Annotated in this window: 20 protein-coding genes; 9 read left to right on the top strand and 11 right to left on the bottom strand. The window is 67.0% G+C overall.

From position 1 onward, the window contains the following. Positions 1–38: 38 nt before the first annotated feature. The 7 genes from ACQY9S_RS06455 to rimP all read right to left on the bottom strand — a co-directional run bounded on the left by ACQY9S_RS06455 (position 39) and on the right by rimP (position 9,180). Positions 39–929, bottom strand: coding sequence for a DMT family transporter (locus ACQY9S_RS06455; RefSeq protein WP_428424041.1), 891 nt, complete (start codon positions 927–929; stop codon positions 39–41). Between the two features lie 16 nt (positions 930–945). After that, on the bottom strand, positions 946–2,778 hold the full coding sequence (gene typA, locus ACQY9S_RS06460) for a translational GTPase TypA (protein WP_428424043.1): 1,833 nt from the start codon (positions 2,776–2,778) through the stop codon (positions 946–948). Beyond that, complete coding sequence (gene truB / locus ACQY9S_RS06465) at positions 2,775–3,791, bottom strand: tRNA pseudouridine(55) synthase TruB (protein ID WP_428424045.1); 1,017 nt, start codon at positions 3,789–3,791, stop codon at positions 2,775–2,777. Before truB ends, typA begins: the two co-directional genes overlap by 4 nt. Position 3,792: 1 nt before the next feature. After that, on the bottom strand, positions 3,793–4,185 hold the full coding sequence (gene rbfA / locus ACQY9S_RS06470) for a 30S ribosome-binding factor RbfA (protein WP_428424047.1): 393 nt from the start codon (positions 4,183–4,185) through the stop codon (positions 3,793–3,795). A gap of 81 nt (positions 4,186–4,266) precedes the next feature. Further along, the gene (infB, locus tag ACQY9S_RS06475; RefSeq protein ID WP_428424049.1) at positions 4,267–7,110 is read right to left on the bottom strand and encodes a translation initiation factor IF-2; all 2,844 of its coding nucleotides are present in this window, start codon (positions 7,108–7,110) and stop codon (positions 4,267–4,269) included. A gap of 61 nt (positions 7,111–7,171) precedes the next feature. Beyond that, a complete protein-coding gene (gene nusA, locus ACQY9S_RS06480) occupies positions 7,172–8,650 on the bottom strand; it encodes a transcription termination factor NusA (RefSeq protein ID WP_428424051.1) in 1,479 nt (492 codons plus the stop codon). Continuing rightward, positions 8,647–9,180 carry a ribosome maturation factor RimP gene (gene rimP / locus ACQY9S_RS06485; RefSeq protein WP_428424053.1) on the bottom strand — a complete coding sequence of 178 codons (534 nt, stop codon included), beginning with the start codon at positions 9,178–9,180 and terminating at the stop codon, positions 8,647–8,649. Before rimP ends, nusA begins: the two co-directional genes overlap by 4 nt. Positions 9,181–9,414: 234 nt before the next feature. On the opposite strand from rimP, the gene fabI reads away from it, so the two are divergent. Then, entirely contained in the window at positions 9,415–10,209 is a 795-nt protein-coding gene (gene fabI / locus ACQY9S_RS06490) for an enoyl-ACP reductase FabI (protein WP_428424055.1), read from the top strand. A gap of 131 nt (positions 10,210–10,340) precedes the next feature. Beyond that, positions 10,341–11,303, top strand: a complete 963-nt coding sequence (glk, locus tag ACQY9S_RS06495; RefSeq protein WP_428424057.1) for a glucokinase — start codon at positions 10,341–10,343, stop codon at positions 11,301–11,303. A gap of 207 nt (positions 11,304–11,510) precedes the next feature. Here glk and ACQY9S_RS06500 read toward each other — a convergent pair whose 3' ends face one another. After that, entirely contained in the window at positions 11,511–13,778 is a 2,268-nt protein-coding gene (locus ACQY9S_RS06500) for an Orn/Lys/Arg decarboxylase N-terminal domain-containing protein (RefSeq protein ID WP_428424059.1), read from the bottom strand. A 161-nt stretch (positions 13,779–13,939) separates the two neighbouring features. Between ACQY9S_RS06500 and ACQY9S_RS06505 the strand changes: the two genes are divergently transcribed. The 4 genes from ACQY9S_RS06505 (at position 13,940) to ACQY9S_RS06520 (ending at position 16,095) form a co-directional block, all read left to right on the top strand. Next, complete coding sequence (locus ACQY9S_RS06505; protein ID WP_428424061.1) at positions 13,940–14,368, top strand: NfeD family protein; 429 nt, start codon at positions 13,940–13,942, stop codon at positions 14,366–14,368. A gap of 24 nt (positions 14,369–14,392) precedes the next feature. Beyond that, positions 14,393–15,310 (top strand): SPFH domain-containing protein, encoded by a 918-nt coding sequence (locus ACQY9S_RS06510; protein ID WP_428424063.1) that lies wholly within the window; start codon positions 14,393–14,395, stop codon positions 15,308–15,310. An 8-nt stretch (positions 15,311–15,318) separates the two neighbouring features. Continuing rightward, on the top strand, positions 15,319–15,675 hold the full coding sequence (locus tag ACQY9S_RS06515) for a DUF2237 family protein (RefSeq protein WP_428424065.1): 357 nt from the start codon (positions 15,319–15,321) through the stop codon (positions 15,673–15,675). Positions 15,676–15,819: 144 nt separating this feature from the next. Next, positions 15,820–16,095: a hypothetical protein gene (locus ACQY9S_RS06520; protein ID WP_428424067.1), complete on the top strand. Its 276-nt coding sequence runs from the start codon at positions 15,820–15,822 to the stop codon at positions 16,093–16,095. Positions 16,096–16,132: 37 nt separating this feature from the next. On the opposite strand, the gene ACQY9S_RS06525 is transcribed toward ACQY9S_RS06520, so the two are convergent. Then, positions 16,133–16,348, bottom strand: coding sequence for a hypothetical protein (locus ACQY9S_RS06525; RefSeq protein ID WP_428424069.1), 216 nt, complete (start codon positions 16,346–16,348; stop codon positions 16,133–16,135). Between the two features lie 234 nt (positions 16,349–16,582). Here ACQY9S_RS06525 and ACQY9S_RS06530 point away from each other — a divergent pair, with 234 nt between their 5' ends. Next, positions 16,583–17,566, top strand: coding sequence for an MDR family oxidoreductase (locus ACQY9S_RS06530; RefSeq protein ID WP_428424071.1), 984 nt, complete (start codon positions 16,583–16,585; stop codon positions 17,564–17,566). Positions 17,567–17,623: 57 nt separating this feature from the next. Here ACQY9S_RS06530 and ACQY9S_RS06535 read toward each other — a convergent pair whose 3' ends face one another. After that, positions 17,624–18,076 carry a cupin domain-containing protein gene (locus tag ACQY9S_RS06535; protein WP_428424073.1) on the bottom strand — a complete coding sequence of 151 codons (453 nt, stop codon included), beginning with the start codon at positions 18,074–18,076 and terminating at the stop codon, positions 17,624–17,626. Positions 18,077–18,460: 384 nt separating this feature from the next. Between ACQY9S_RS06535 and ACQY9S_RS06540 the strand changes: the two genes are divergently transcribed. After that, the gene (locus ACQY9S_RS06540) at positions 18,461–18,835 is read left to right on the top strand and encodes a hypothetical protein (protein WP_428424075.1); all 375 of its coding nucleotides are present in this window, start codon (positions 18,461–18,463) and stop codon (positions 18,833–18,835) included. 465 nt (positions 18,836–19,300) lie between these two features. On the opposite strand, the gene ACQY9S_RS06545 is transcribed toward ACQY9S_RS06540, so the two are convergent. Further along, positions 19,301–19,849: a hypothetical protein gene (locus ACQY9S_RS06545; RefSeq protein WP_428424077.1), complete on the bottom strand. Its 549-nt coding sequence runs from the start codon at positions 19,847–19,849 to the stop codon at positions 19,301–19,303. Positions 19,850–20,058: 209 nt separating this feature from the next. Here ACQY9S_RS06545 and ACQY9S_RS06550 point away from each other — a divergent pair, with 209 nt between their 5' ends. Next, a complete protein-coding gene (locus ACQY9S_RS06550) occupies positions 20,059–20,589 on the top strand; it encodes a Csu type fimbrial protein (protein ID WP_428424079.1) in 531 nt (176 codons plus the stop codon). Position 20,590 lies beyond the last annotated feature (1 nt).

A 20,590-nucleotide genomic window follows, 5' to 3' on the forward strand; every position in this document is an offset into this window, starting at 1 on the left:
AGCCTAGCAGCACAGTGCGATGCGGGGGCTCGGGGGTTTCAGCGCCGGCGCCGCAAGGCCAGCGCCTCGTTGACCACCAGCGCGCCGAGCACCAGCGCGCCGCCGGTCAGCGTGTTCGCCCCCGGCTGCTCGCCGGCCCCCAGCCAGGCCCAGGTCACGCCGAACAGGACCTCGAGCAGGCCGAGCAGCGCAATCTCCGGCGCCGGCAGCTCGCGCGTCAGGCGCACCACCAGCAGGCAAGGGATCGCGAGCTGCACCGCCCCCAGCATCCAGAGCAGGCCGAGGTCGTGGCCGGAGGCCTGCAGCGGCCAGGCGAACGGCAGCGTCACCGCGGCCGAGATCAACGCCCCGATCAGCACGGCCGGCAGCATGTCCTGCAGGGCCGGTTCGTCGGGATCACCGGAGCCACGGCCGGTGTGCTGCAGCACGGTCCAGTTGGCCGCCGCGGCCAGCGGCACCGCGAACGCGGCCAGCGTGCCGGCCAGCGACATGCCGGCACCCGCCGCCTCCTGGCCGAACATCCAGGCGATGCCGAGGCCGCCGACCGCGATCGCCGCCCAGGTGCGCGCGGGCAGCCGGTGGTGCAGGAAGAGCCGCGCGAACAGCGCGGTGATCAGCGGGCCGATCGCCATCGTGACCAGCACATTGGCCACCGTGGTCAGCGTGATCGCCACCATGAAGGCGGTGAACATCACCGCCCAGCACAGGCCCGACACCCACACCGGCCACGGCGCGCGCAGCAGGCCGCGCCACAACGCCGCCCCGCGCATCGCGCTCAGCGCCACGGCCAGCGCCAGCGCGTTGAACAGGCTGCGCCAGAACGTGACCTCGAAGCTGCGCGCCGCGTCGAGCTGGCGGGTGACGACGCCGGCGATGCTCCACAGGAGCGTCACCACGATCATCAGCGTGACCGCGCGCCCGTGCGTCATCGGTCCTGACGGTGCATCAGGCCGCCTCGCGCGAGGCGCGCTTGCGGTCGTGCTCCTTCAGGTGGCGCTTGCGCAGCCGGATCGACTTGGGCGTGATCTCGACCAGTTCGTCGTCGGCGATGAACTCGACCGCGTACTCGAGCGACAGGATGATCGGCGGCGTGATCTTGATCGCGTCTTCCTTGCCACTGACCCGGAAGTTGGTGAGCTGCTTGGCGCGCACCGCATTGACCACCAGGTCGTTGTCGCGCGAGTGGATGCCGACCAGCATGCCTTCGTAGACCGGGTCGCCGGCCTTGACGAACATGCGGCCCCGGTCGTCGAGCTTGCCGAGCGCATAGGTCACGATCTCGCCGTCGTCCTGGCTGATCAGCACGCCGTTCTTGCGGCCTTCGAGCTCGCCCTTGTAGGCCTCGTAGCCGTCGAAGATGTTGCTGATGAGCCCGGTGCCGCGGGTCAGGTTCATGAACTCGTTCGAGAAGCCGATCAGCCCGCGCGCCGGAATGCGGTACTCGAGCCGCACGCGGCCCATACCGTCCGGCTCCATGTTCACGAGATCGCCCTTGCGCAGGCCGAGCGCCTGCATCACGCCGCCCTGGTGCTGCTCTTCGACGTCGGCGGTGACCAGCTCCATCGGCTCCTGGCGCTCGCCGTCGACCTCGTGGAACACCACGCGCGGCTTGCTCACCGCGAGCTCGTAGCCCTCGCGGCGCATGTTCTCCAGCAGGATGGTCAGGTGCAGTTCGCCGCGGCCCGAGACCTCGAAGATGCCGTCCTCGTCGGTGTCCTTCACGCGCAGCGCCACGTTGCTCTGCAGCTCGCGGTCGAGACGGTCGCGGATCTGGCGGCTGGTGACGAACTTGCCCTCACGGCCGGCCAGCGGCGAATTGTTGACGCAGAAGTTCATCGTCAGCGTCGGCTCGTCCACCTCCAGCATCGGCAGCGGCACCGGGTCGTCGATGTCGGTCAGAGTGACGCCGATGCCGATGTCCTCGATGCCGTTGATCAGCACGATGTCACCCGGCCCGGCCTCGGCGGCCTGTTTGCGCTCCAGGCCTTCGAACTTCAGCACCTGGTTGACGCGTGCCTTGAACGGGATGCTGTCCTCGCCGGAGAACACCGCCACGTCCTGCATCGGCTTGAGCGTGCCCTGGTTGATGCGACCGATGCCGATGCGCCCGACGAAGGTCGAGTAGTCGAGCGAGCAGATCTGCAGCTGCAGCGGACCTTCGGGGTCGCCCTCGTGCGGCGGCACGTGCTGCAGGATCGCGTCGAACAGCGGCGCCAGGTCGGTGCCGACCTCGCCCGGCGTCAGCGTGGCCCAGCCGTTCAGGCCCGAGGCGTAGACGATCGGGAAGTCGAGCTGCTCCTCGGTGGCACCGAGCTTGTCGAACAGGTCGAAGGTCGCGTTGATCACGTAGTCGGCGCGCGCGCCGTGGCGGTCGACCTTGTTGATGACGACGATGGGCTTGAGACCCAGCGCCAGCGCCTTCTTGGTGACGAAGCGGGTCTGGGGCATCGGGCCCTCGACCGCATCGACGAGCAGCAGCACGCTGTCGACCATCGACAGCACGCGCTCGACTTCGCCGCCGAAGTCGGCGTGTCCGGGCGTGTCGACGATGTTGATGTGGGTGCCCTTCCACTCGACCGCGCAGTTCTTCGACAGGATCGTGATGCCGCGTTCCTTCTCGATGTCGTTGCTGTCCATCACGCGCTCGGCGACCTTCTCGTTCTCGCGGAAGGTGCCGCTCTGGCGCAGCAGCTGGTCCACGAGCGTGGTCTTGCCGTGGTCGACGTGCGCGATGATCGCGACGTTGCGGATCTGGCGGGCATTGGTACTGGTCGTCATGTCGTGCTCACTTGCTTGGATTCGGTGGAGGGTGCGGCGCTTGCGGCCTGGCTCAGCGCCTGCACTTCGGGTGGGCTCAGCAGCCGCCCCGGGATCAGTTCGCCGGCCGTCACGTGCGCACTGCCGAGGAAGACGTCGGCGGGCCCGTACACGCGCACGGCGGTGCAGTCGCCGGTCTCGACACGCCGGCGCAGGCCGGACAGGAAGCGTGCGGCCTCGTCGGCGGCCAGCGGCACCGCCGGCCAGTCGGCCAGCAGCACATCGGGCGGCAGAAGGCGCTGCTCGCGCTGCCCGGGCTCGAGCGCCTGCAGCGCGTCGATCGTGATGGCGTCGTCCAGGCTCACCGGCCCGCTGGCGGTGCGGCGCAGCGCACTCAAGTGCGCGCCGCAGCCGAGCGCGGCGCCCAGGTCTTCGGCGAGCGTGCGAACGTAGGTGCCCTTGCTGACGGTGACCTCGATGTCGAGCTCGTCAGCCTGCCAGCGCAGGATGACCAGCCGATGAACCGTGACGCGGCGCGGCGTGCGGTCGATCTCGACGCCGGCGCGGGCGTATTCGTACAGCGCCTTGCCTTCGTGCTTCAGTGCCGAATGCATCGGCGGCAGCTGCAGCGTCTCGCCCGTGAGGGCGGCACAGGCGGCGTGCAGCGCGGCTTCGTCGAAGTGCACCGGGCGCGTTTCGAGCACCTTGCCTTCGCCGTCGCCCCCGACGCGGGTGACGCCGAGCTTGAGCGTCGCGCGGTAGGTCTTGTCGGCGTCCAGGCTGGCCTGCGAGAACTTGGTGGCCGCGCCGAAGCACAGTGGCAGCAGGCCGCTCGCCAGCGGATCGAGGGTGCCGGTGTGGCCCGCCTTCTCGGCCCGCAGCATGCCCTTGACCTTCTGCAGCGCGTCGTTGCTCGACCAGCCCAGCGGCTTGTCGAGCAGCAGCACGCCGTGCAGGGCGCGGCGCGGCGGGCGGGGCTCGCGCACGTCGTGCGGCGCACGGCGTGGCGGGCGAGTCAACGGGGCCGGGTGCACGTCAGTCCTCCTGGGTGCCGGGTTGATCGTCGGCGTCCTTCGCCCGCGTGGCGTTGGCCTGGTGGATCAGCGCGTTCAGGTCGGCGGCGCGCTCGGTGGTGCGGTCGAACTGGAAATGCAGCGTCGGCACGGTGTGGATCTGCAGGCGCTTGAACAGACCGTTGCGCAGGAAACCCGCGGCCTCGTTCAGCGCCGCCGCGCAGTCCTCGGGGCTGCCGATCAGCACCGAGAAGAAGATCTTGGCGTGCGCGTAGTCGGGCGTGACCTCGACCGCCTGCACCGTGACCATGCCGACACGCGGGTCCTTCAGGTCGCGGATGAGCTCGGCCACGTCGCGCTGGATCTGGTCGGCCACGCGCAGGCTGCGGTTGGGAATGGCGCGCTTGTGCTTCATGCTTTGCTCCTGGACCGCCCCTTCAAGCACAAACCCCGCCGACTTTCGAGGGCGGGGTCTGTGCACGAGGCCAACTCCGCTTTACAGCGCTCGGGCGACTTCCTTGATCTCGAAGACTTCCAACTGGTCGCCCTCTTTGATGTCGTTGTAGTTCTTCAGCTTGATGCCGCACTCGAAGCCGGTCGCGACCTCGCGCACGTCGTCCTTCATGCGGCGCACCGATTCGATCTCGCCGCTGTAGACGACCACGTTCTCGCGCAGCAGGCGAAAGCGCGCGTTGCGGCGCACGATGCCGGAGGTAACCATCGAGCCGGCCACGGTGCCGATCTTCGAGGCCACGAACACGGTGCGGATCTCGGCGGTGCCGATCAGCTCTTCCCTCTGCTCCGGCGCCAGCATGCCGGTCATCGCCAGCTTGATCTCGTCGACCGCGTCGTAAATGATGCTGTAGTAGCGCAGGTCGACTGAGTTGCCCTCGGCCAGCTTGCGTGCCCCGGCATCGGCGCGGATGTTGAAGCCGATGATGACGGCCTTGGAGGCGATGGCCAGGTTGACGTCGCTCTCGCTGATGCCGCCGACCGCCGCGTGCACGATCTGCACCTTGACTTCGGCCGTGCTGAGCTTGAGCAAGGAGGCGGCGAGCGCCTCCTGCGAACCCTGCACGTCGGCCTTGATGATGAGCGGCAGCGTCTGCACCTCGCCCTGGCCCATGTTCTCGAACATGTTCTCGAGCTTGGCGGCCTGCTGCTTGGACAGCTTCACGTCGCGGTACTTGCCGGAGCGGAAGGTGGCGATTTCGCGCGCGCGCCGCTCGTCGGACAACACCATGAACTCGTCGCCCGCCTGCGGCACCTCGGTCAGGCCCTGGATCTCGACCGGGATCGACGGGCCGGCTTCGGTGGTGGCCTTGCCGTTCTCGTCGAGCATCGCGCGCACGCGGCCGTAGGTCGAGCCGGCCAGCACGACGTCGCCGCGCTTGAGCGTGCCCGACTGCACCAGCACCGTCGCGACCGGGCCGCGGCCCTTGTCGAGCTGGGCCTCGATCACCAGGCCCTTGGCGGGCGCGGCGACCTGGGCCTTGAGCTCCAGCACTTCGGCCTGCAGCAGCACCTGCTCGAGCAGCTCGTCGATGCCCTGCCCGGTCTTGGCCGACACCGACACGAACGGCGACTCGCCGCCGAAGTCCTCGGGCACGACCTGCTCGGCAATCAGCTCGCTGCGCACGCGCTCGAGGTTGCTGCCCGGCTTGTCGATCTTGTTGATCGCCACGATCAGCGGCACCTCGGCCGCCTTGGCGTGGTGGATCGCTTCCTTGGTCTGCGGCATCACGCCGTCGTCGGCCGCGACGACCAGGATCACCAGGTCGGTGGCCTTGGCGCCACGCGCTCGCATCGCCGTGAAGGCCTCATGGCCCGGCGTGTCGAGGAAGGTGATCATGCCGCGCGGCGTTTGGACGTGATAGGCGCCGATGTGCTGCGTGATGCCACCGGCCTCGCCCGCCGCCACGCGCGTGGTGCGGATGTAGTCGAGCAGCGAGGTCTTGCCGTGGTCGACGTGGCCCATCACCGTGACCACCGGAGCGCGCGGCTCCAGCGGCACGTCGGTCACCTCCACGTCCTCCTCGAGGAAGGCATCCGGGTCGTCGAGCTTGGCCGTGAAGGCCTTGTGGCCCATTTCCTCGACCAGGATCATCGCGGTCTCCTGGTCCAGCTGCTGGTTGATGGTGACCATCTGACCGAGCTTCATGAGCTGCTTGATGACTTCGGAGGCCTTGACCGACATCTTGTGCGCCAGGTCGGCCACGCTGATGGTCTCGGGGACGTGCACTTCGTAGACCTGGGCCTCGACCGGCGCGCTGAAGCTCGACGGGCTGTCGCCCCGGTCGCCACCGCGTCGGCCGCCGCGCGGCGCCTTCCAGCCGCCGCGGCTGTTGTCCGGGCGGGCACCACCGCCGCGCAGCGCGGCGCGCTTCTTCGCGGCGTCATCGGCCCAGCTCGACGACAGTTTCTCGGACTTGACCGACTTCTTGTCGCCCGGCTTGGCAGCCCCCGGCGCACCTGGCGCCGCGGCAACACCCGGCTTGGCCGTGGGCTTGTGGATCGTGCCCTTGATGCCTTCGGCCGGCTTCGGCTCCTCGGGCTTCTTCGCGACGAGCACCTTCTTCGGCGCGTTCATCATCGCGCGGATCGCCGAGGCTTCGTCTTCGGCCGCCTTGCGGCGCTTGGCAAGGTCGGCGGCCTTCTGCTTCTCTTCGGCCTCGATGTCGGCCGCCTTGACCACGCGCAGGGCGGGCTTCGGCGCTTCGGCCGGCGCCGCGGGCGCTGCCACGGTCACCGGCGGCTTGTCGTTCGCGACAGGGGCTTCAACCTTCTTGGCGGGCGCTTCGGCGGCCGCCGCGGCGAGCGCGGCAGCGGCCGCTTCGGCAGCGGCGCGCTGGCGCGCTTCGGCCGCCTCGCGTTCGGCCTGTTCCTGTGCTTCGCGCACGCGGCGCTTCTCGGCCAGATCGTCCTCCTGGCGGCGCAGCAGCTCGGCCTGGCGGCTGGCTTCCTCCTCGCGCTTCTGCAGCTCGACCTCGTCGATCACGGGCGCGGAAACCTCCACCTCTTCAGGCGTCGCCGGCGCGTCGTCGCGCTTGACGAAGGTGCGCTTCTTGCGCACCTCGACCTGGATCGTGCGTGCCTTGCCCGAAGCGTCGGCCTGTTTGATCTCGGTGGTCGACTTCTTCGTCAGCGTGATCTTCTTGCGCTCGGCGCTGCCGGTCCCGTGCGATGAGCGCAGGAAATCGAGCAGACGCTCCTTGTCGGCTTCGGTCAGCGCGTCGTCCGTCGACGCCTTGGCGACGCCGGCGGAGTGAAGCTGCTCGAGCAGCGCCGCGGCCGGGCGATTCAGCTCGGCGGCAAACTGTGCGACGGTAGTCACAGCCATTGTGGAGTGTCCTTGGTGTATCGGTGCGAACGGTGGGGCGAAGTGCAGTGCAGGTGGCGACTCAGGCGGTGAACCAGTGTTCGCGCGCCTTCATGATCAGCGCCTTCGCATCGTCTTCCGCGACCCCCGTCAGCTCGGTCAACTCGTCGACCGCCAGGTCGGCGAGATCGTCGCGCGTGTGGATGCCGCTTTCGGTCAGCTTGGCGATCAGCTCGGGGCTCAGCCCGTCGAGGTCGCGCAGGTCCTGCGAAACGCGCTCGAGCTTCTCTTCCTGGGCAATCTCCATCGTCAGCAGCGCATCCTTGGCCCGCGTGCGCAGCTCGTGGACGGTGTCCTCGTCGAAAGCGTCCATTTCCAGCATTTCCTGCAGCGGCACGTAGGCCACCTCTTCGAGGCTGGTGAAGCCTTCGGCGATCAGGATGTCGGCCACTTCGGCATCGACGTCGAGCTTGTCGACGAACAGCTTGCGGATCGACTCCGACTCGACGGCCTGCTTGTCCTGCGACTCCTCGGCGCTCATGATGTTGATGCGCCAGCCGGTGAGTTCGGAGGCGAGCCGCACGTTCTGGCCGCCGCGGCCGATGGCGATGGCGAGGTTCTCCTCGTCGACCACCACGTCCATGGCGTGCTTTTCCTCGTCGACCACGATCGACTGCACGTTGGCCGGCGCCAGCGCACCGATCACGAACTGGGCCGGGTCGGCCGACCACAGCACGATGTCGACACGCTCGCCGGCGAGCTCGTTGGTGACGGCGTTGACGCGCGAACCGCGCACACCGACGCAGGTGCCGATCGGGTCGACCCGCTTGTCATGCGACAGCACGGCGATCTTGGCGCGCGAACCGGCATCGCGGGCGCAGCTCTTGATCTCGAGCAGGCCCTGCTCGATCTCCGGCACTTCGTGACGGAACAGCTCGATCATGAAGCCCGGCGCGCTGCGCGACAGCAGGATCTGCGGGCCGCGCTGCGTGGTATCGACCTCGGTGATGTAAGCCCGCACGCGGTCGCCGGTGCGCAGGTTCTCCTTGGCGATCAGCTCGCTGCGCTTCAGGCGCCCTTCGACGCGGCCGCTCTCGACGATCAGGTCGCCCTTGTCGAGGCGCTTGACGGTGCCGACGAAGATCTTGTCGCCGCGCGACAGGAAGTCGTTGAGCAGCTGCTCGCGCTCGGCATCGCGCACCTTTTGCAGGATCACCTGCTTGGCGGCCTGCGCACCGATGCGGCCGATCGACACCGATTCGATCGCCTCTTCGATGTAGTCGCCCTCCTCGATGTCCTCGAGGCGGTCGCGCGCGTCGGTCAGCAACTCCTCGGCATCCGGGTTCTGCAGGCCGGCGCTGTCGGGCACGACCAGCCAGCGGCGGAAGGTTTCGTATTCGCCCGTGTCGCGGTCCACCGAGACGCGAATGTCGACCTCGCCGCCCTGCAGCTTCTTGCTCGCCGAGGCGAGCGCCGCCTCGACGGCCTCGAACACCACGTCGCGCTCCACGCTCTTCTCGCGAGCGATTGCATCCACAAAGTCCAACAGATCGCGGTTCATTGTTCGTAACCTCCGGGTACCTGTGCCGCGGGCTCGGCTTGCTCCTTGCCCTTGCGGCCCTTGAAATCCACGACCGGCACCAGCCGGGCTTCGCGGACTTCCTCGAGCGTGAATCCCAAGACCTGATCGTCCTTGCCGTCGTTGAAATGAAGCTCCCACGCGTCGCCGGCGGCGGCCACCACGCCCTGGTATTTCTTGCGTCCCTGGAAGGCCAGCTTCAGCGTGATGTCGATGCGCTCGCCGGCGAAACGTGCGTAGTCGGCCGGTTTCTTCAGGGGCCGGTCCAGGCCGGGCGACGAGACCTCGAGCCGCGTGTAGTCGCAACCCTCGACCTCGAGCACATACTGCAACTGGCGCGTCACCTTCTCGCAGTCCTCGACCGTCACGAAGTCGCCCGCACCGCTGTCGTAGGCCTGCCCCGGAACACGGTCGATGAACACACGCAGCAGCCCCTGCGAGCTGCGCTCGCATTCCACCAACTCGTAACCGAAACCGGTCACGGTCTTTTCAACGGCTGCCTGCCAACTCATCGTCTGGACGACCCTGGGGTGAAACCCGCTCCAATGGACTGCAAAAAAGAATCGAGCAAAAAAAAAGGGCTGGAGTCTCCGGCCCAATTTCTGTTTAGCGAAATCTGGTCTAGCGAGGGTCGATTGTAGCTGGAGCACGCAGTACCGACAAGAGACTGGGGTGTCAAGAGCGCTCCGGAGGCACCGCGCCGTGCCAGAATTTCAGGCTGAAAACAGTGCGGATGGAGACACGACATGGGCTTTCTTGCCGGCAAGCGGCTGCTGATCACCGGACTGCTGTCCAACCGCTCGATCGCCTACGGCATCGCCCGCGCCTGCCGGCGCGAGGGCGCCGAGCTGGCGTTCAGCTATGTCGGCGAACGTTTCAAGGAGCGGACCACCGACTTCGCGAGGGAGTTCGACTCCACGCTCCTCTTCGACTGCGACGTGGCCGACGATGCCCAGATCGAGGCGATGTTCAAGCAGCTCGGGGAAACCTGGCCCCAGTTCGACGGCTTCGTCCATTCGATCGGTTTCGCGCCCCGCGAGGCGATCGCGGGTGATTTTCTCGACGGCCTGAGTCGCGAGGCCTTCCGCATCGCTCACGACATCTCGTCCTACAGTTTCCCGGCGATGGCCAAGGCCGCCGCGCCGCTGCTGGCGCCGCAGGCCGCCCTGTTGACGCTGACCTACCTCGGCGCCGAACGCGTGGTGCCGAACTACAACACCATGGGTCTGGCCAAGGCGTCGCTCGAAGCCAGCGTGCGCTACCTGGCAGGTAGCCTCGGCCCCAGGGGCGTGCGCGTCAACGGCATCTCGGCCGGCCCGATCAAGACGCTGGCCGCCTCGGGCATCAAGGGCTTCGGCAAGATCCTGGAGCTGGTCGAGAGCAATGCGCCGCTGCGGCGCAACGTCACGATCGACGACGTCGGCAACGTCGCGGCCTTCCTTCTCAGTGACCTGGCGGCCGGCGTGACGGCCGAGATCACCTATGTCGATGCCGGCTTCAGCCGGGTGATGGGCGGTGGTGCCGCGCTGAGCGAAGGCTGACCCGGCCAGCGCGTCGGCGCCTCGGGCACGCACCTGCCCGCCGACGGCCGGAGGCACCCGTGCGGCGGATGGCGACCCGCACCCCGCAGCGGCACGGCGAAATGTCCCGGGTGGCGTGCACACTAGCCTCCGTGGAAAAAGCCGCCCGTCTGCTGGCCGACATCGGCGGCACGAATGCCCGCTTCGCCTGGCAGGACGACGCCGACGCGCCGCTGACCGATGTGCGCAGCTATCCCGTGCGCGACCACCCCTCGCTCGAGCTGGCGCTGCGCCGCTACCTCGCCGATCTGCAGCGGACGGCCCCGCCCTGGTGTGCCATCGGCATCGCCAACCCCATCACCGGGGACCGGGTGCAGATGACGAACCACGCCTGGTCGTTTTCGATCGCCGGGTTGCGGCGTGCACTGGGCTTCGCGCGGCTGGAGGTGGTCAACGACTTCACCGCGCTCGCGCTGGCCCTGCCGGTCCTGGCGCCGGACCAGCTGCGCCAGGTGGGGGGCGTTGCGGCCGTGCCCGAAACCCCGATCGGCCTGGTGGGGCCGGGCACCGGGCTCGGTGTTTCCGGCCTGCTGCCCGTGCCCGGCCTGGACCGCTGGGTGCCGCTGCAGGGCGAAGGCGGCCACGTGACGCTGAGCCCGACCACCGAGCGCGAGAACGCGGTGCTGCTGGCGCTGCACCGGCGCTTCGGCCACGCCTCCGCGGAGCGGGCCGTGTCGGGACCGGGGCTGGTCTCGCTGGTCGAGACGCTCTGTCGGCTCGATGGCAAGCCCGCACCGGCCGGCCTCACCGGCGCACTCGTCACCCGAAGTGCCATCGCGGCCCATGATGCCCACAGCGTCGAGGCCTTGGAGATGTTCTTCGGCTTCCTCGGCTGTGTGGCCGGCAATCTCGCGCTGACGCTCGGGGCGCGCGGCGGGATCTATGTCGGCGGCGGCATCGTGCCGCAGATCGCCGATGCGCTCGAACGGTCCGACTTCCGTGCGCGCTTCGAAGCGAAGGGCCGCTTCGCTCCCTATCTGGCCGCCATCCCGGTGTTCGTCATCCAGAGCCCGACCTCGCCGGCGCTGCTCGGCGCATCGCGCGCGCTCCTGTGAGCCGGCGGCCGGCAAAGGCCCAGCCGCGCGGCGGATCCACGAGCCCCGCTGCCGCGACGCGCTGCCCCGCCGGCGAGAGCGCCGGGATCGCGATCCATCGTCAGCAATTGGAGCGCATGGTTCTGCACCATGACGCGCAGCGAACGGCCAGGCGTCGTCCCGGTCCGGATGCCCGACGGCCCGGCTTCGCACCGCCGGTGGCGGGGCTCAGTCGCGCACGCAGTCGACGTAGTAGCGCCGCGGCCCACCGTCGCCTTCGATCTCGACTTCGACCAGACCGTGCACGTCGGTGTCGAAGCCGGGAAAGCGGTGATTGAAGTCGCGCGTGAAACGCAGGTAGTCGACGATCTTCTTGTTGAAGCGCTCGCCCGGGATCAGCAGCGGAATGCCCGGCGGATAAGGCGTCAGCAGCGAGGTCGTGATGCGCCCTTCGAGCGCCTCGATCTCGACCCGCTCGGTCTTGCGGTGCGCAATGTGGGCGTAGGCTTCGCTGGGCTTCATCGCCGGCTGCAGGTCGGACAGGTACATCTCGGTCGTGAGTCGCGCGATGTCGCCCTTCACGTAGGCCTCGTGGATGCTCTGTGCGAGGTCGCGCAGGCCCAGGCGCTCGTAGCGCGGATGCTGGGCGCAGAACTCCGGCAGGATGCGCCACAGCGGCGCGTTCTTGTCGTAGTCGTCCTTGAACTGCTGCAGCGCCGTTACCATCGTGTTCCAGCGGCCCTTGGTGATGCCGATCGTGAACATGATGAAGAACGAGTACAGCCCGGTCTTCTCGACGATCACGCCGTGCTCGGCCAGGAACTTGGTGACGATGGAGGCCGGGATGCCGGTCTTGGCGAACTTGCCGGCCACGTCCAGCCCCGGCGTCACGATGGTCGACTTGATCGGGTCGAGCATGTTGAAGCCTTCGGCCAGCGGACCGAAGCCGTGCCACTTGGCGTCGGCCTTGATCATCCAGTCCTCGGGCTTGCCGATGCCGTCCTCGGCCAGCTTGTCCGGGCCCCAGACCTTGAACCACCAGTCCTTGCCGAACTCCTTGTCGACCTTGCGCATCGCGCGGCGGAAGTCGAGTGCCTCCTGGATGCTCTCCTCCACCAGCGCGGTGCCGCCGGGCGGCTCCATCATCGCGGCGGCCACGTCGCAGCTCGCGATGATCGCGTACTGCGGCGAGGTCGACGTGTGCATCAGGTAGGCCTCGTTGAACAGGTGCCTGTCGAGCCTGGTGTTCTGCGCGTCCTGCACCAGCACCTGCGAGGCCTGGCTGAGGCCGGCCAGCAGCTTGTGGGTCGATTGCGTCGCGTAGACCACCGCCTCCTTCGGCCGCGGGCGGCTCTTGCCCATGGCGTGGTAGCTGCCGTAGAACTTGTGGAAGGCCGCGTGCGGCAGCCAGGCCTCGTCGAAATGCAGCGTGTCGATCCAGCCGTCGAGCAGGCCCTTGACGGTCTCGGTGTTGTAGAGCACGCCGTCGTAGGTGCTCTGCGTGAGCGTGAGGATGCGCGGCTTGACGGTCGCCGGGTCCACGTGCGCGAGCAGCGGGTTGGCGGCGATGCGCTTGCGGATCGCCGCCGGCTCGAATTCGGCCTTCGGGATCGGGCCGATGATGCCGAGGTGGTTGCGCGTCGGCGGCAGGAAGACCGGCACCGCGCCGGTCATGATGATCGCGTGCAGGATGGACTTGTGGCAGTTGCGGTCCACCACCACCACGTCGTCCGGCGCCACCGTGTGGTGCCAGACGATCTTGTTGCTGGTGCTGGTGCCGTTGGTGACGAAGAAGCAGTGGTCAGCGTTGAAGATGCGCGCCGCGTTGCGCTCGCTCTGCGCCACCGGGCCGGTATGGTCGAGCAGCTGGCCGAGCTCGTCGACCGAGTTGCAGACGTCGGCGCGCAGCATGTTCTCGCCGAAGAACTGGTGGAACATCTGCCCGACCGGGCTCTTCAGGAAGGCCACGCCACCGCTGTGGCCGGGGCAGTGCCAGGAGTAGGAGCCGTCCTGCGCATAGTCGACCAGCGCCTTGAAGAACGGCGGCGCCAACCCGTCGAGGTAGCTCTTGGCCTCGCGGATGATGTGGCGCGCCACGAACTCCGGCGTGTCCTCGAACATGTGGATGAAGCCGTGCAGCTCGCGCAGCACGTCGTTGGGCAGGTGCTGCGAGGTGCGCGTCTCGCCGTACAGGTAGATCGGGATCTCGAGGTTCTTGCGGCGGATCTCGCGAATGAACTGGCGCAGGTTCACGACCGCCGGCGCGAGTTCGGGGCCGTCGTGCGTGAACTCGTTGTCGTCGATCGACAGGATGAAGGCGCTGGCGCGGCTTTGCTGCTGCGCGAACTGGCTCAGGTCGCCGTAGCTCGTGACGCCGAGGATCTCGAAGCCCTCTTTCACGATGGCGTCGGCCAGCGCGCGGATGCCCAGACCCGAGGTGTTCTCCGAGCGGAAGTCCTCGTCGATGATGACGATGGGAAAACGAAAATGCAGCATCTCGGAGCCTCCGGCGGGCGCTGGCGGGACCACCCCGCTCAAGGAAGCGCGGAGTTTAGGGCTTCACCCGTGCGCCCCTGATGTCCCCGGGCGTGAAAACCCGCGTCGTACACTGAACGCAACATCTTCATCAGGCGCAAGCCCGCACCAAGGAGCCCCCGATGGACTGGAGTGCCGCCACCTGGTGGTGGATCGCGAGCGGCGCGCTGATCGCCGCTGAACTCACCACCGGCACCTTCTACCTGCTGATGCTCGCGCTGGGGCTCGGGGCCGCGGCCCTCGCCGCGCACGCCGGCCTCGGCTTCAGCGCCCAGTTGCTCGCTGCGGCGCTGGTCGGTGGCGGCGCGGTGATCGCCTGGCACCTGCGGCGCCTGCGCCAACCGCCGGCAACGCCGGCCGGCGCCAACCGCGACGTGAACCTCGACATCGGCGAGCGCGTGCACGTGAGCGAATGGCAGACCGACGGCTCGGCCACCGTTCACTACCGCGGCGCGCAGTGGAGTGTGCGCTACGCCGGCGACGGCGCGCCCGCTCCCGGCGAGCACGTCATCCATGCCATCGATGGCAGCCGCCTGCTGCTGGTCCGCTGAAACAGCCCTTTCCCGAGACACTCCATGGAATTTGTCGCCATCGTCCTTTTCTTCATCGCCGCCATCTTCATCGCCCGCTCGATCAAGGTCGTACCACAACAAAGCGCCTGGGTCGTCGAGCGGCTCGGCAAGTACCACACCACGCTGGTGCCCGGCCTGAACTTCCTCGTGCCTTTCGTCGACCGGCTCGCCTACCGGCACTCGCTGAAGGAGATCCCGCTGGACGTGCCGAGCCAGGTCTGCATCACCCGCGACAACACCCAGCTCACGGTCGACGGCATCCTGTACTTCCAGGTCACCGATCCGATGCGCGCCAGCTACGGCGCCTCGAACTACATCGTCGCGATCACCCAGCTGGCGCAGACCACCTTGCGCAGCGTGATCGGCAAGATGGAACTCGACAAGACCTTCGAGGAGCGCAATGCCATCAACGCCGCCGTTGTCAACGCACTCGACGAGGCGGCGCTGAACTGGGGCGTCAAGGTGCTGCGCTACGAGATCAAGGACCTGACGCCGCCGGCCGCGATCCTGCATGCGATGCAGGCGCAGATCACCGCCGAGCGCGAGAAGCGCGCGCTGATCGCCGCCTCCGAGGGCCGGCGCCAGGAGCAGATCAACATCGCCACCGGCGAGCGCGAGGCCTTCATCGCCCGCTCCGAGGGCGAGAAGCAGGCCGAGATCAACAACGCCCTGGGCGAAGCCGCGGCCATCACGGCGGTGGCCGAAGCCACGGCAGGCGCGATCCGCCAGATTGCCGCGGCGATCCGCGAGCCCGGCGGCGAGCAGGCCGTGCAGCTGAAGGTGGCCGAGCGCGCGGTCGAGGCCTACAGCCAGCTCGCACAGAAGAACAACACCATGATCGTGCCCGGCAACATGAGCGAGGTCTCGGCGCTGATCGGCACCGCGATGGCCCTGCTCAACAAGGGTGTGCCCGCGAAGTGAACGGCCCGATGGCGCTGAACGTGCTCGGCGACGCGCTGCGCGCCTGCTCCTTCGACCCCCTGACCGGCTATTCCCGCGACGGCTGCTGCAACACCACCGCAGAGGACAGCGGCACGCACGTGATCTGTACCCGCGTCACGGCCGCCTTCCTCGCGTTCTCGCGCGAACGCGGCAACGACCTCGTCACGCCCCGGCCGCAATGGCGCTTTGCCGGCCTGAAACCGGGCGACCGCTGGTGCCTGTGTGCACTGCGCTGGAAAGAGGCCCTGGAAGCCGGGGTCGCGCCGCCCGTGGTGCTGGAGAGCACCCACGAGCGCGCGCTCGCCTTCGTGAAGCTGGAGCAGCTCCAAGCCCACGCCCTGTGACGCACGCAGGCTCGCGTCGGCAACCCGGCAACGGCCCGGCTCCCCCATCGGAGCCACCCCACCGTCGGGACGCGCTGGCGACGCAGATCGACGAAGCTTGCCCATCGCCGGCTGTCGCCTGCGCCACTGGAGGTATCGATGTCGTTGTCAAACGCCAAGTCTCGCCCGTTCGGTGCGGGCGAGTCTTCCTCCGAGCCGTCCGTCGCCGGCGGCAGCGAGACGGAAGCCAGCGGCTGGCTGGCTTCGTCGTTCGATCTGAAATGCGGGCTCGACGTGTGCGAGCGACCGCTGGACAGCCTGGCCAGCGATCAGCTGGAAGTGCTGATTCAGCAGACGGTGGATCGCGAGCGTCGGCCCCGTGGCGTGGCCGCGGCCGATCAGCGCAGGACCCAGCGGCGGAACTCCGACCGCCGCTGCTGACGCCACCGCAGGGTCGCGTGCCTGCGCGGCCCGCGACTCAGCGCTTCTTGAAGGCGTCCTGCAACTCGCCCGGCAGCGTGTCGATCGGGTGCTCGATCACCGTCAAGCCGCTGCGCAGCTCGAAGGTCGAATCGATCCAGTCACCCTCGTCGCTCGGCTCCGGATCACTCAAGTCGAGATCGACCGCCAGCGATGACAGCGGGCGTATCGGCTTGGCGGGAGGCCGGCGTGGACCTGAACTGTACGAAGCCATCTGAAGCACCCCGTTGATTGCAACAGCTTGTGAGCTTACTCCCGCTGGACAGGATGGCCCAGGGTAGTAGCATCTTCGACGGGGAGTCCTCCACTCATCCGCGGATCAGGCGCACGGGGTCACGCAAGACCTCGAATACAGGCATGAGCGTAGATAGTTCGGCCCTGTCCGCAAGCCACGGCTTCAGTTCGAGAAGCCTTGCCTTGGCCGCTTTCCGCTACCGGAGGAGTCCCCATGTTTCGCGCTGTTTTCCTGCAGAAGACCGATACCGCCGTCCTGTCCGAAGTGAGAGACCTCTCCGAGGACAGCTTGCCGCCAGGCGATGTCCTCGTATCGGTCGAATACTCCACCATCAACTACAAGGACGGGCTGGCGATCACCGGGCGGTTCCCGGTGGTGCGAAGCTGGCCGATGGTGCCCGGGATCGACCTGTCCGGTACGGTGGAGTCGAGCACGAACCCACGCTTCAAGCCGGGCGACAAGGTGCTGATCAACGGCTACGGCCTTGGCGACAGCCACTGGGGCGGTCTGGCCCAGAAGGCGCGCGTCAGGAGTGAATGGCTCATCCCGGTGCCGCGCCAGTTCTCCACCCTGAACGCGATGGCCATCGGCACGGCTGGCTACACCGCGATGCTCTGCGTGCTGGCACTCGAGCGGCACGGCGTGCGGCCGGACCAGGGGCCGATCCTCGTCACCGGCGCCGCCGGCGGCGTGGGCACGATTTCCATCGCCGTGCTGGCCAAGCTGGGGTTCGATGTCGCGGCTTCGACGGGCCGGCTCGAAGAGGCGGCTTTCCTCAAGCGACTCGGGGCGAACCAGATCCTCGACCGGGCGGCGCTGGCCAGCCCCGGCGAAATGCTAGGGGAGGAGAAATGGGCCGGGGCGATCGATACCGTCGGCAGTGCGACCCTCGCCAACGTGTGCGCCTCGATCAGGTACCGCGGCACGGTGGCGGCCTGCGGTCTCGCGCAGGACCTGGACTTCCCCACCTCCGTGCTGCCGTTCATCTTGCGCAACATCACGCTGTGCGGTATCGACTCGGTCATGGCCCCGTACGACCTGCGGGCCGAGGCCTGGGAGCGGCTGGCCCGCGATCTCGACGTGGAAAAACTCGATGCGGTGACGCAGGTCCTCGGACTCCAGCAGGCTATCCCCGCGGCTCATGACATCCTGTCGGGCAAGGTGCGCGGGCGCGTGGTGATCGACGTGAACCGTTGACGAGAGATTCCGGACGATGTTGCGAAGGCGGTCAGAGGCTTGCCTGCGAAACCGCTCTCAGCCCGGGGTACTCGCCCGCTGAGCCTGATAGAGCTCCACCAGCGTCTGGAAGGTGATCGTTCCGATCGGATTGAGTGCGTCATCGAGGAGTTCGTAGAGCACTTCGTCATCACTGGGCCGAATACTGAAGAAGACGATGGCATCCTGTTCTCCACCCCCTTCCCGATGGGGTTTTTCGCTGGCGGGTGAGACGGTGTAGCTCCCTGTCAACCGGGTCTCACGCAGGCCGCCATCGGATTCATAAAGTCGGTGTTCCCCCTGTACGACGAAGGTGTGGTTGAGAACCCGATGACGGTGCAGAACGATTTGCTCGTTGGCAGGCAACCTGAACAGCACGTCGACGACCCGGCTTTTCTCGTCCACATCGAGGATGGTGTAGTGAAAACCGGGAACGAAGTCGCCAAAGCGATTCCAGTGAATGGCGTGATCATCGAAATGATAGGTGGTCATCTGAAATATCTCCTTCTGATTGGTTGACAGGTCAATTGCCATCGTCATTGAACATGACAGCAGACCATTTCCACAGGGAACTTTGCCCGCGGTAGCCGGTGCGTTCTGCCTGCGCTGATTTTTTCGAGGCAGCCTCGAAAGCAGGGCAAATTTCCCGCGCCGTTCGGGGTGGTTTTCCGCTTTGACAACGGCCCAGCATCCGACTGGAGGGGGATATCAATGGACGTCGTCAGCCCCATCGTAGGAGGACATGCCGTGGCGGCGTAGGTCCGGCGCGCTTTGCGCGTGCGGGCCCTTTTTATTTGCGTTGCGCGCATTAGGCTGTCTACGTGCCCTACCCGTCCAGCACACCTCTTGGCGTGCTCACCGAAGAGGATGCAAGCCATGACCGCTTTGACACACGACACCCGACCCCGCTCACTCTTCACCCGGCTCTTCGAAAGGGCGGTTGTGGCGAGAGAACCGTTGACAGGCAAAGATCCGGATCAATCCGGGCGGGAGATGAAGGAAGCGGCGCAGTTTGCCATTGCAAAGGCACTGCTTCACATCAAACAAGAGGAGCGAGAGCCGGACAGGTGGGAGGAGCTTCACCTCCGCTGTGCATTGGACGCGGTCGCTTTGGGTCAGTATCTGTCCGCTTCAGTTCACGCGCAGATGGTGATCTGCCCGTCGCCAAGTCAGATGGCGAAAAACCATGGCGTCGGGCGATGTACGGTGGACGAACTGATCCACGACCTTTGCGCAATTGCACGCAGTTGACCTCAGCCGGCCCGATGTGCGGCCATGCTCGCGTTGCCTCGCAGCGGTCGAGCGAAGGACAAAACCATGAGATCACGCCCCCAGTTGTGGCTTGCATTGGTCCTGCTGCTTGCAGTTGCCATGCTCTCCGGCCTGACGGCTTGCGGTGAGACTTCTACGCCGCAGGAATCAGCCAGCGTGGACGCACATGAAGCGCAAGGCGCTGCAGGCTTCCCGTTGCGATTCGCTGTCGATATCGGTTGCCGGTCTGGCGCATCGCCATTGCCGCAGCGGCGGGTGCTGTTTACGTCGGCGCTCGCAGAACCCGTCAGGGTCGTCCTGGCAGGGCGAGAGAGGCGCGTCAGTCCACGCTCGCGCCTGGTCGCACACGTCGGTGATCGCCACCACCGGCCCGTCGTCTCCGCGCAGACCGGTCCACGTGCGGCAGATGTTTCCCCACGGTGAGCGGCCGAAGGATCGAGACGCTCACAGCGCTTCTTCTCTGATCAGAAAGCCGACGACGGTGTCGGACGGGTCCATCGCCGTCATCGCGTCGCAGGTGAACTTGATCTTGCCGAAGCCCTTGTTGAATATCCGCTTCCTGGTCTCGGCGGCATCGAACAGGCACCGGATATCGAGACTGGCCCCCGGCTCGATGAAGCCCGGAAGCGTCAAGGCAACGAGATGCCCCGCCCCACCGCCCAGACCGATCTGTCCGGACTGGTACTGCATGACAGCAACGGGCACGCTCTCCGGAGACACGAGAGAAACACGCTGCAGGTAGACGCCGTGCGCCGTCGGGTTCGTCAACCGAAAACTCACCTGATGGTTGCCGTCCTTCGTCCCGCCGCGCAGCACCTGAACCAGCAGCGTCACATCCCCCTTGATCAGCGGAGCGATCAGCTTCACGGCTTCCTGTGCGGACTTCCCACCGGCAACAACGGCTGAGAACACCGCCAGCAACTCGGCCCCGGTGAAGGCCTTGTTTCCCTCCGGGGCGGTGCCATGCACCTTGTCCTTTTTTGCAGTGGTCATGATGTCCCCGAGATAGCGGTCGCCGGCCAGATGCGAACCGCGAGACAGGCTGCGGGTACCACGCAAGCGATACCGGCGCTAGTTCACAGTTTGCGTCGAATTGTCAACAGAACGACAAATCGCAAGGAATTTCGCACGGCTCATTCTGGGCAATGTGTCGACATTGCTTCCATCCGGCAAAGCACCGTAGAAAACAAAGGAGACAAATCATGCGCTTGCGTACTTTGCCATCCCGCCACTTCCTCGGGATCGCAGCCGTGGCCGCACTGGCCGCCCTCGACCTGCAACCAGCACATGCGCTGACCGCCACGGCGACCTTTCAGGTCACAGCCACCGTGCTCAAGGCGTGCGCGGTATCGACCCCGGCCACCCTGGCCTTCGGCGCGTACACGCCCTCGACGCCGACACCGACCACCGGCACGACAACCTTCAACGTGACGTGCACCGTGGGCACGGCCTATTCGGTCGGCCTGAACGCTGGCACCGGTACAGGTGCCAGCGTGACCAATCGCCTGATGACCAGTGCTACCGCCGCAGTCGGCAACAACACGCTGGGCTACGGGCTGTTCAAGGACAGTGGTTACGCCACCAACTGGGACAACAGCGTCAGCGCCAGCGACTACACGGGCACGGGCAGCACCCAGCCCTTCACCATCTATGGTGCGATTCCCGCCGGCCAGTACGCGGCCGGGCCGGCGACCGACTACGCCGACACCATCGTGCTGTTGCTCACCTACTGAG

Origin of the sequence: Methylibium sp., from assembly GCF_965279545.1 — a bacterium.
Taxonomy (GTDB): Bacteria; Pseudomonadota; Gammaproteobacteria; order Burkholderiales; family Burkholderiaceae_C; genus Methylibium.

Excerpts from the sequence above, each read along its gene's own strand:
- ACQY9S_RS06455 (WP_428424041.1), bottom strand. The coding sequence starts at position 929 with ATGACGCACGGGCGCGCGGTCACGCTGATGATCGTGGTGACGCTCCTG.
- typA (WP_428424043.1), bottom strand. The coding sequence starts at position 2,778 with ATGACGACCAGTACCAATGCCCGCCAGATCCGCAACGTCGCGATCATC.
- rbfA (WP_428424047.1), bottom strand. The coding sequence starts at position 4,185 with ATGAAGCACAAGCGCGCCATTCCCAACCGCAGCCTGCGCGTGGCCGAC.
- infB (WP_428424049.1), bottom strand. The coding sequence starts at position 7,110 with ATGGCTGTGACTACCGTCGCACAGTTTGCCGCCGAGCTGAATCGCCCG.
- nusA (WP_428424051.1), bottom strand. The coding sequence starts at position 8,650 with ATGAACCGCGATCTGTTGGACTTTGTGGATGCAATCGCTCGCGAGAAG.
- rimP (WP_428424053.1), bottom strand. The coding sequence starts at position 9,180 with ATGAGTTGGCAGGCAGCCGTTGAAAAGACCGTGACCGGTTTCGGTTAC.
- fabI (WP_428424055.1), top strand. The coding sequence starts at position 9,415 with ATGGGCTTTCTTGCCGGCAAGCGGCTGCTGATCACCGGACTGCTGTCC.
- ACQY9S_RS06500 (WP_428424059.1), bottom strand. The coding sequence starts at position 13,778 with ATGCTGCATTTTCGTTTTCCCATCGTCATCATCGACGAGGACTTCCGC.
- ACQY9S_RS06505 (WP_428424061.1), top strand. The coding sequence starts at position 13,940 with ATGGACTGGAGTGCCGCCACCTGGTGGTGGATCGCGAGCGGCGCGCTG.
- ACQY9S_RS06510 (WP_428424063.1), top strand. The coding sequence starts at position 14,393 with ATGGAATTTGTCGCCATCGTCCTTTTCTTCATCGCCGCCATCTTCATC.
- ACQY9S_RS06515 (WP_428424065.1), top strand. The coding sequence starts at position 15,319 with ATGGCGCTGAACGTGCTCGGCGACGCGCTGCGCGCCTGCTCCTTCGAC.
- ACQY9S_RS06525 (WP_428424069.1), bottom strand. The coding sequence starts at position 16,348 with ATGGCTTCGTACAGTTCAGGTCCACGCCGGCCTCCCGCCAAGCCGATA.
- ACQY9S_RS06530 (WP_428424071.1), top strand. The coding sequence starts at position 16,583 with ATGTTTCGCGCTGTTTTCCTGCAGAAGACCGATACCGCCGTCCTGTCC.
- ACQY9S_RS06535 (WP_428424073.1), bottom strand. The coding sequence starts at position 18,076 with ATGACCACCTATCATTTCGATGATCACGCCATTCACTGGAATCGCTTT.
- ACQY9S_RS06540 (WP_428424075.1), top strand. The coding sequence starts at position 18,461 with ATGACCGCTTTGACACACGACACCCGACCCCGCTCACTCTTCACCCGG.
- ACQY9S_RS06545 (WP_428424077.1), bottom strand. The coding sequence starts at position 19,849 with ATGACCACTGCAAAAAAGGACAAGGTGCATGGCACCGCCCCGGAGGGA.
- ACQY9S_RS06550 (WP_428424079.1), top strand. The coding sequence starts at position 20,059 with ATGCGCTTGCGTACTTTGCCATCCCGCCACTTCCTCGGGATCGCAGCC.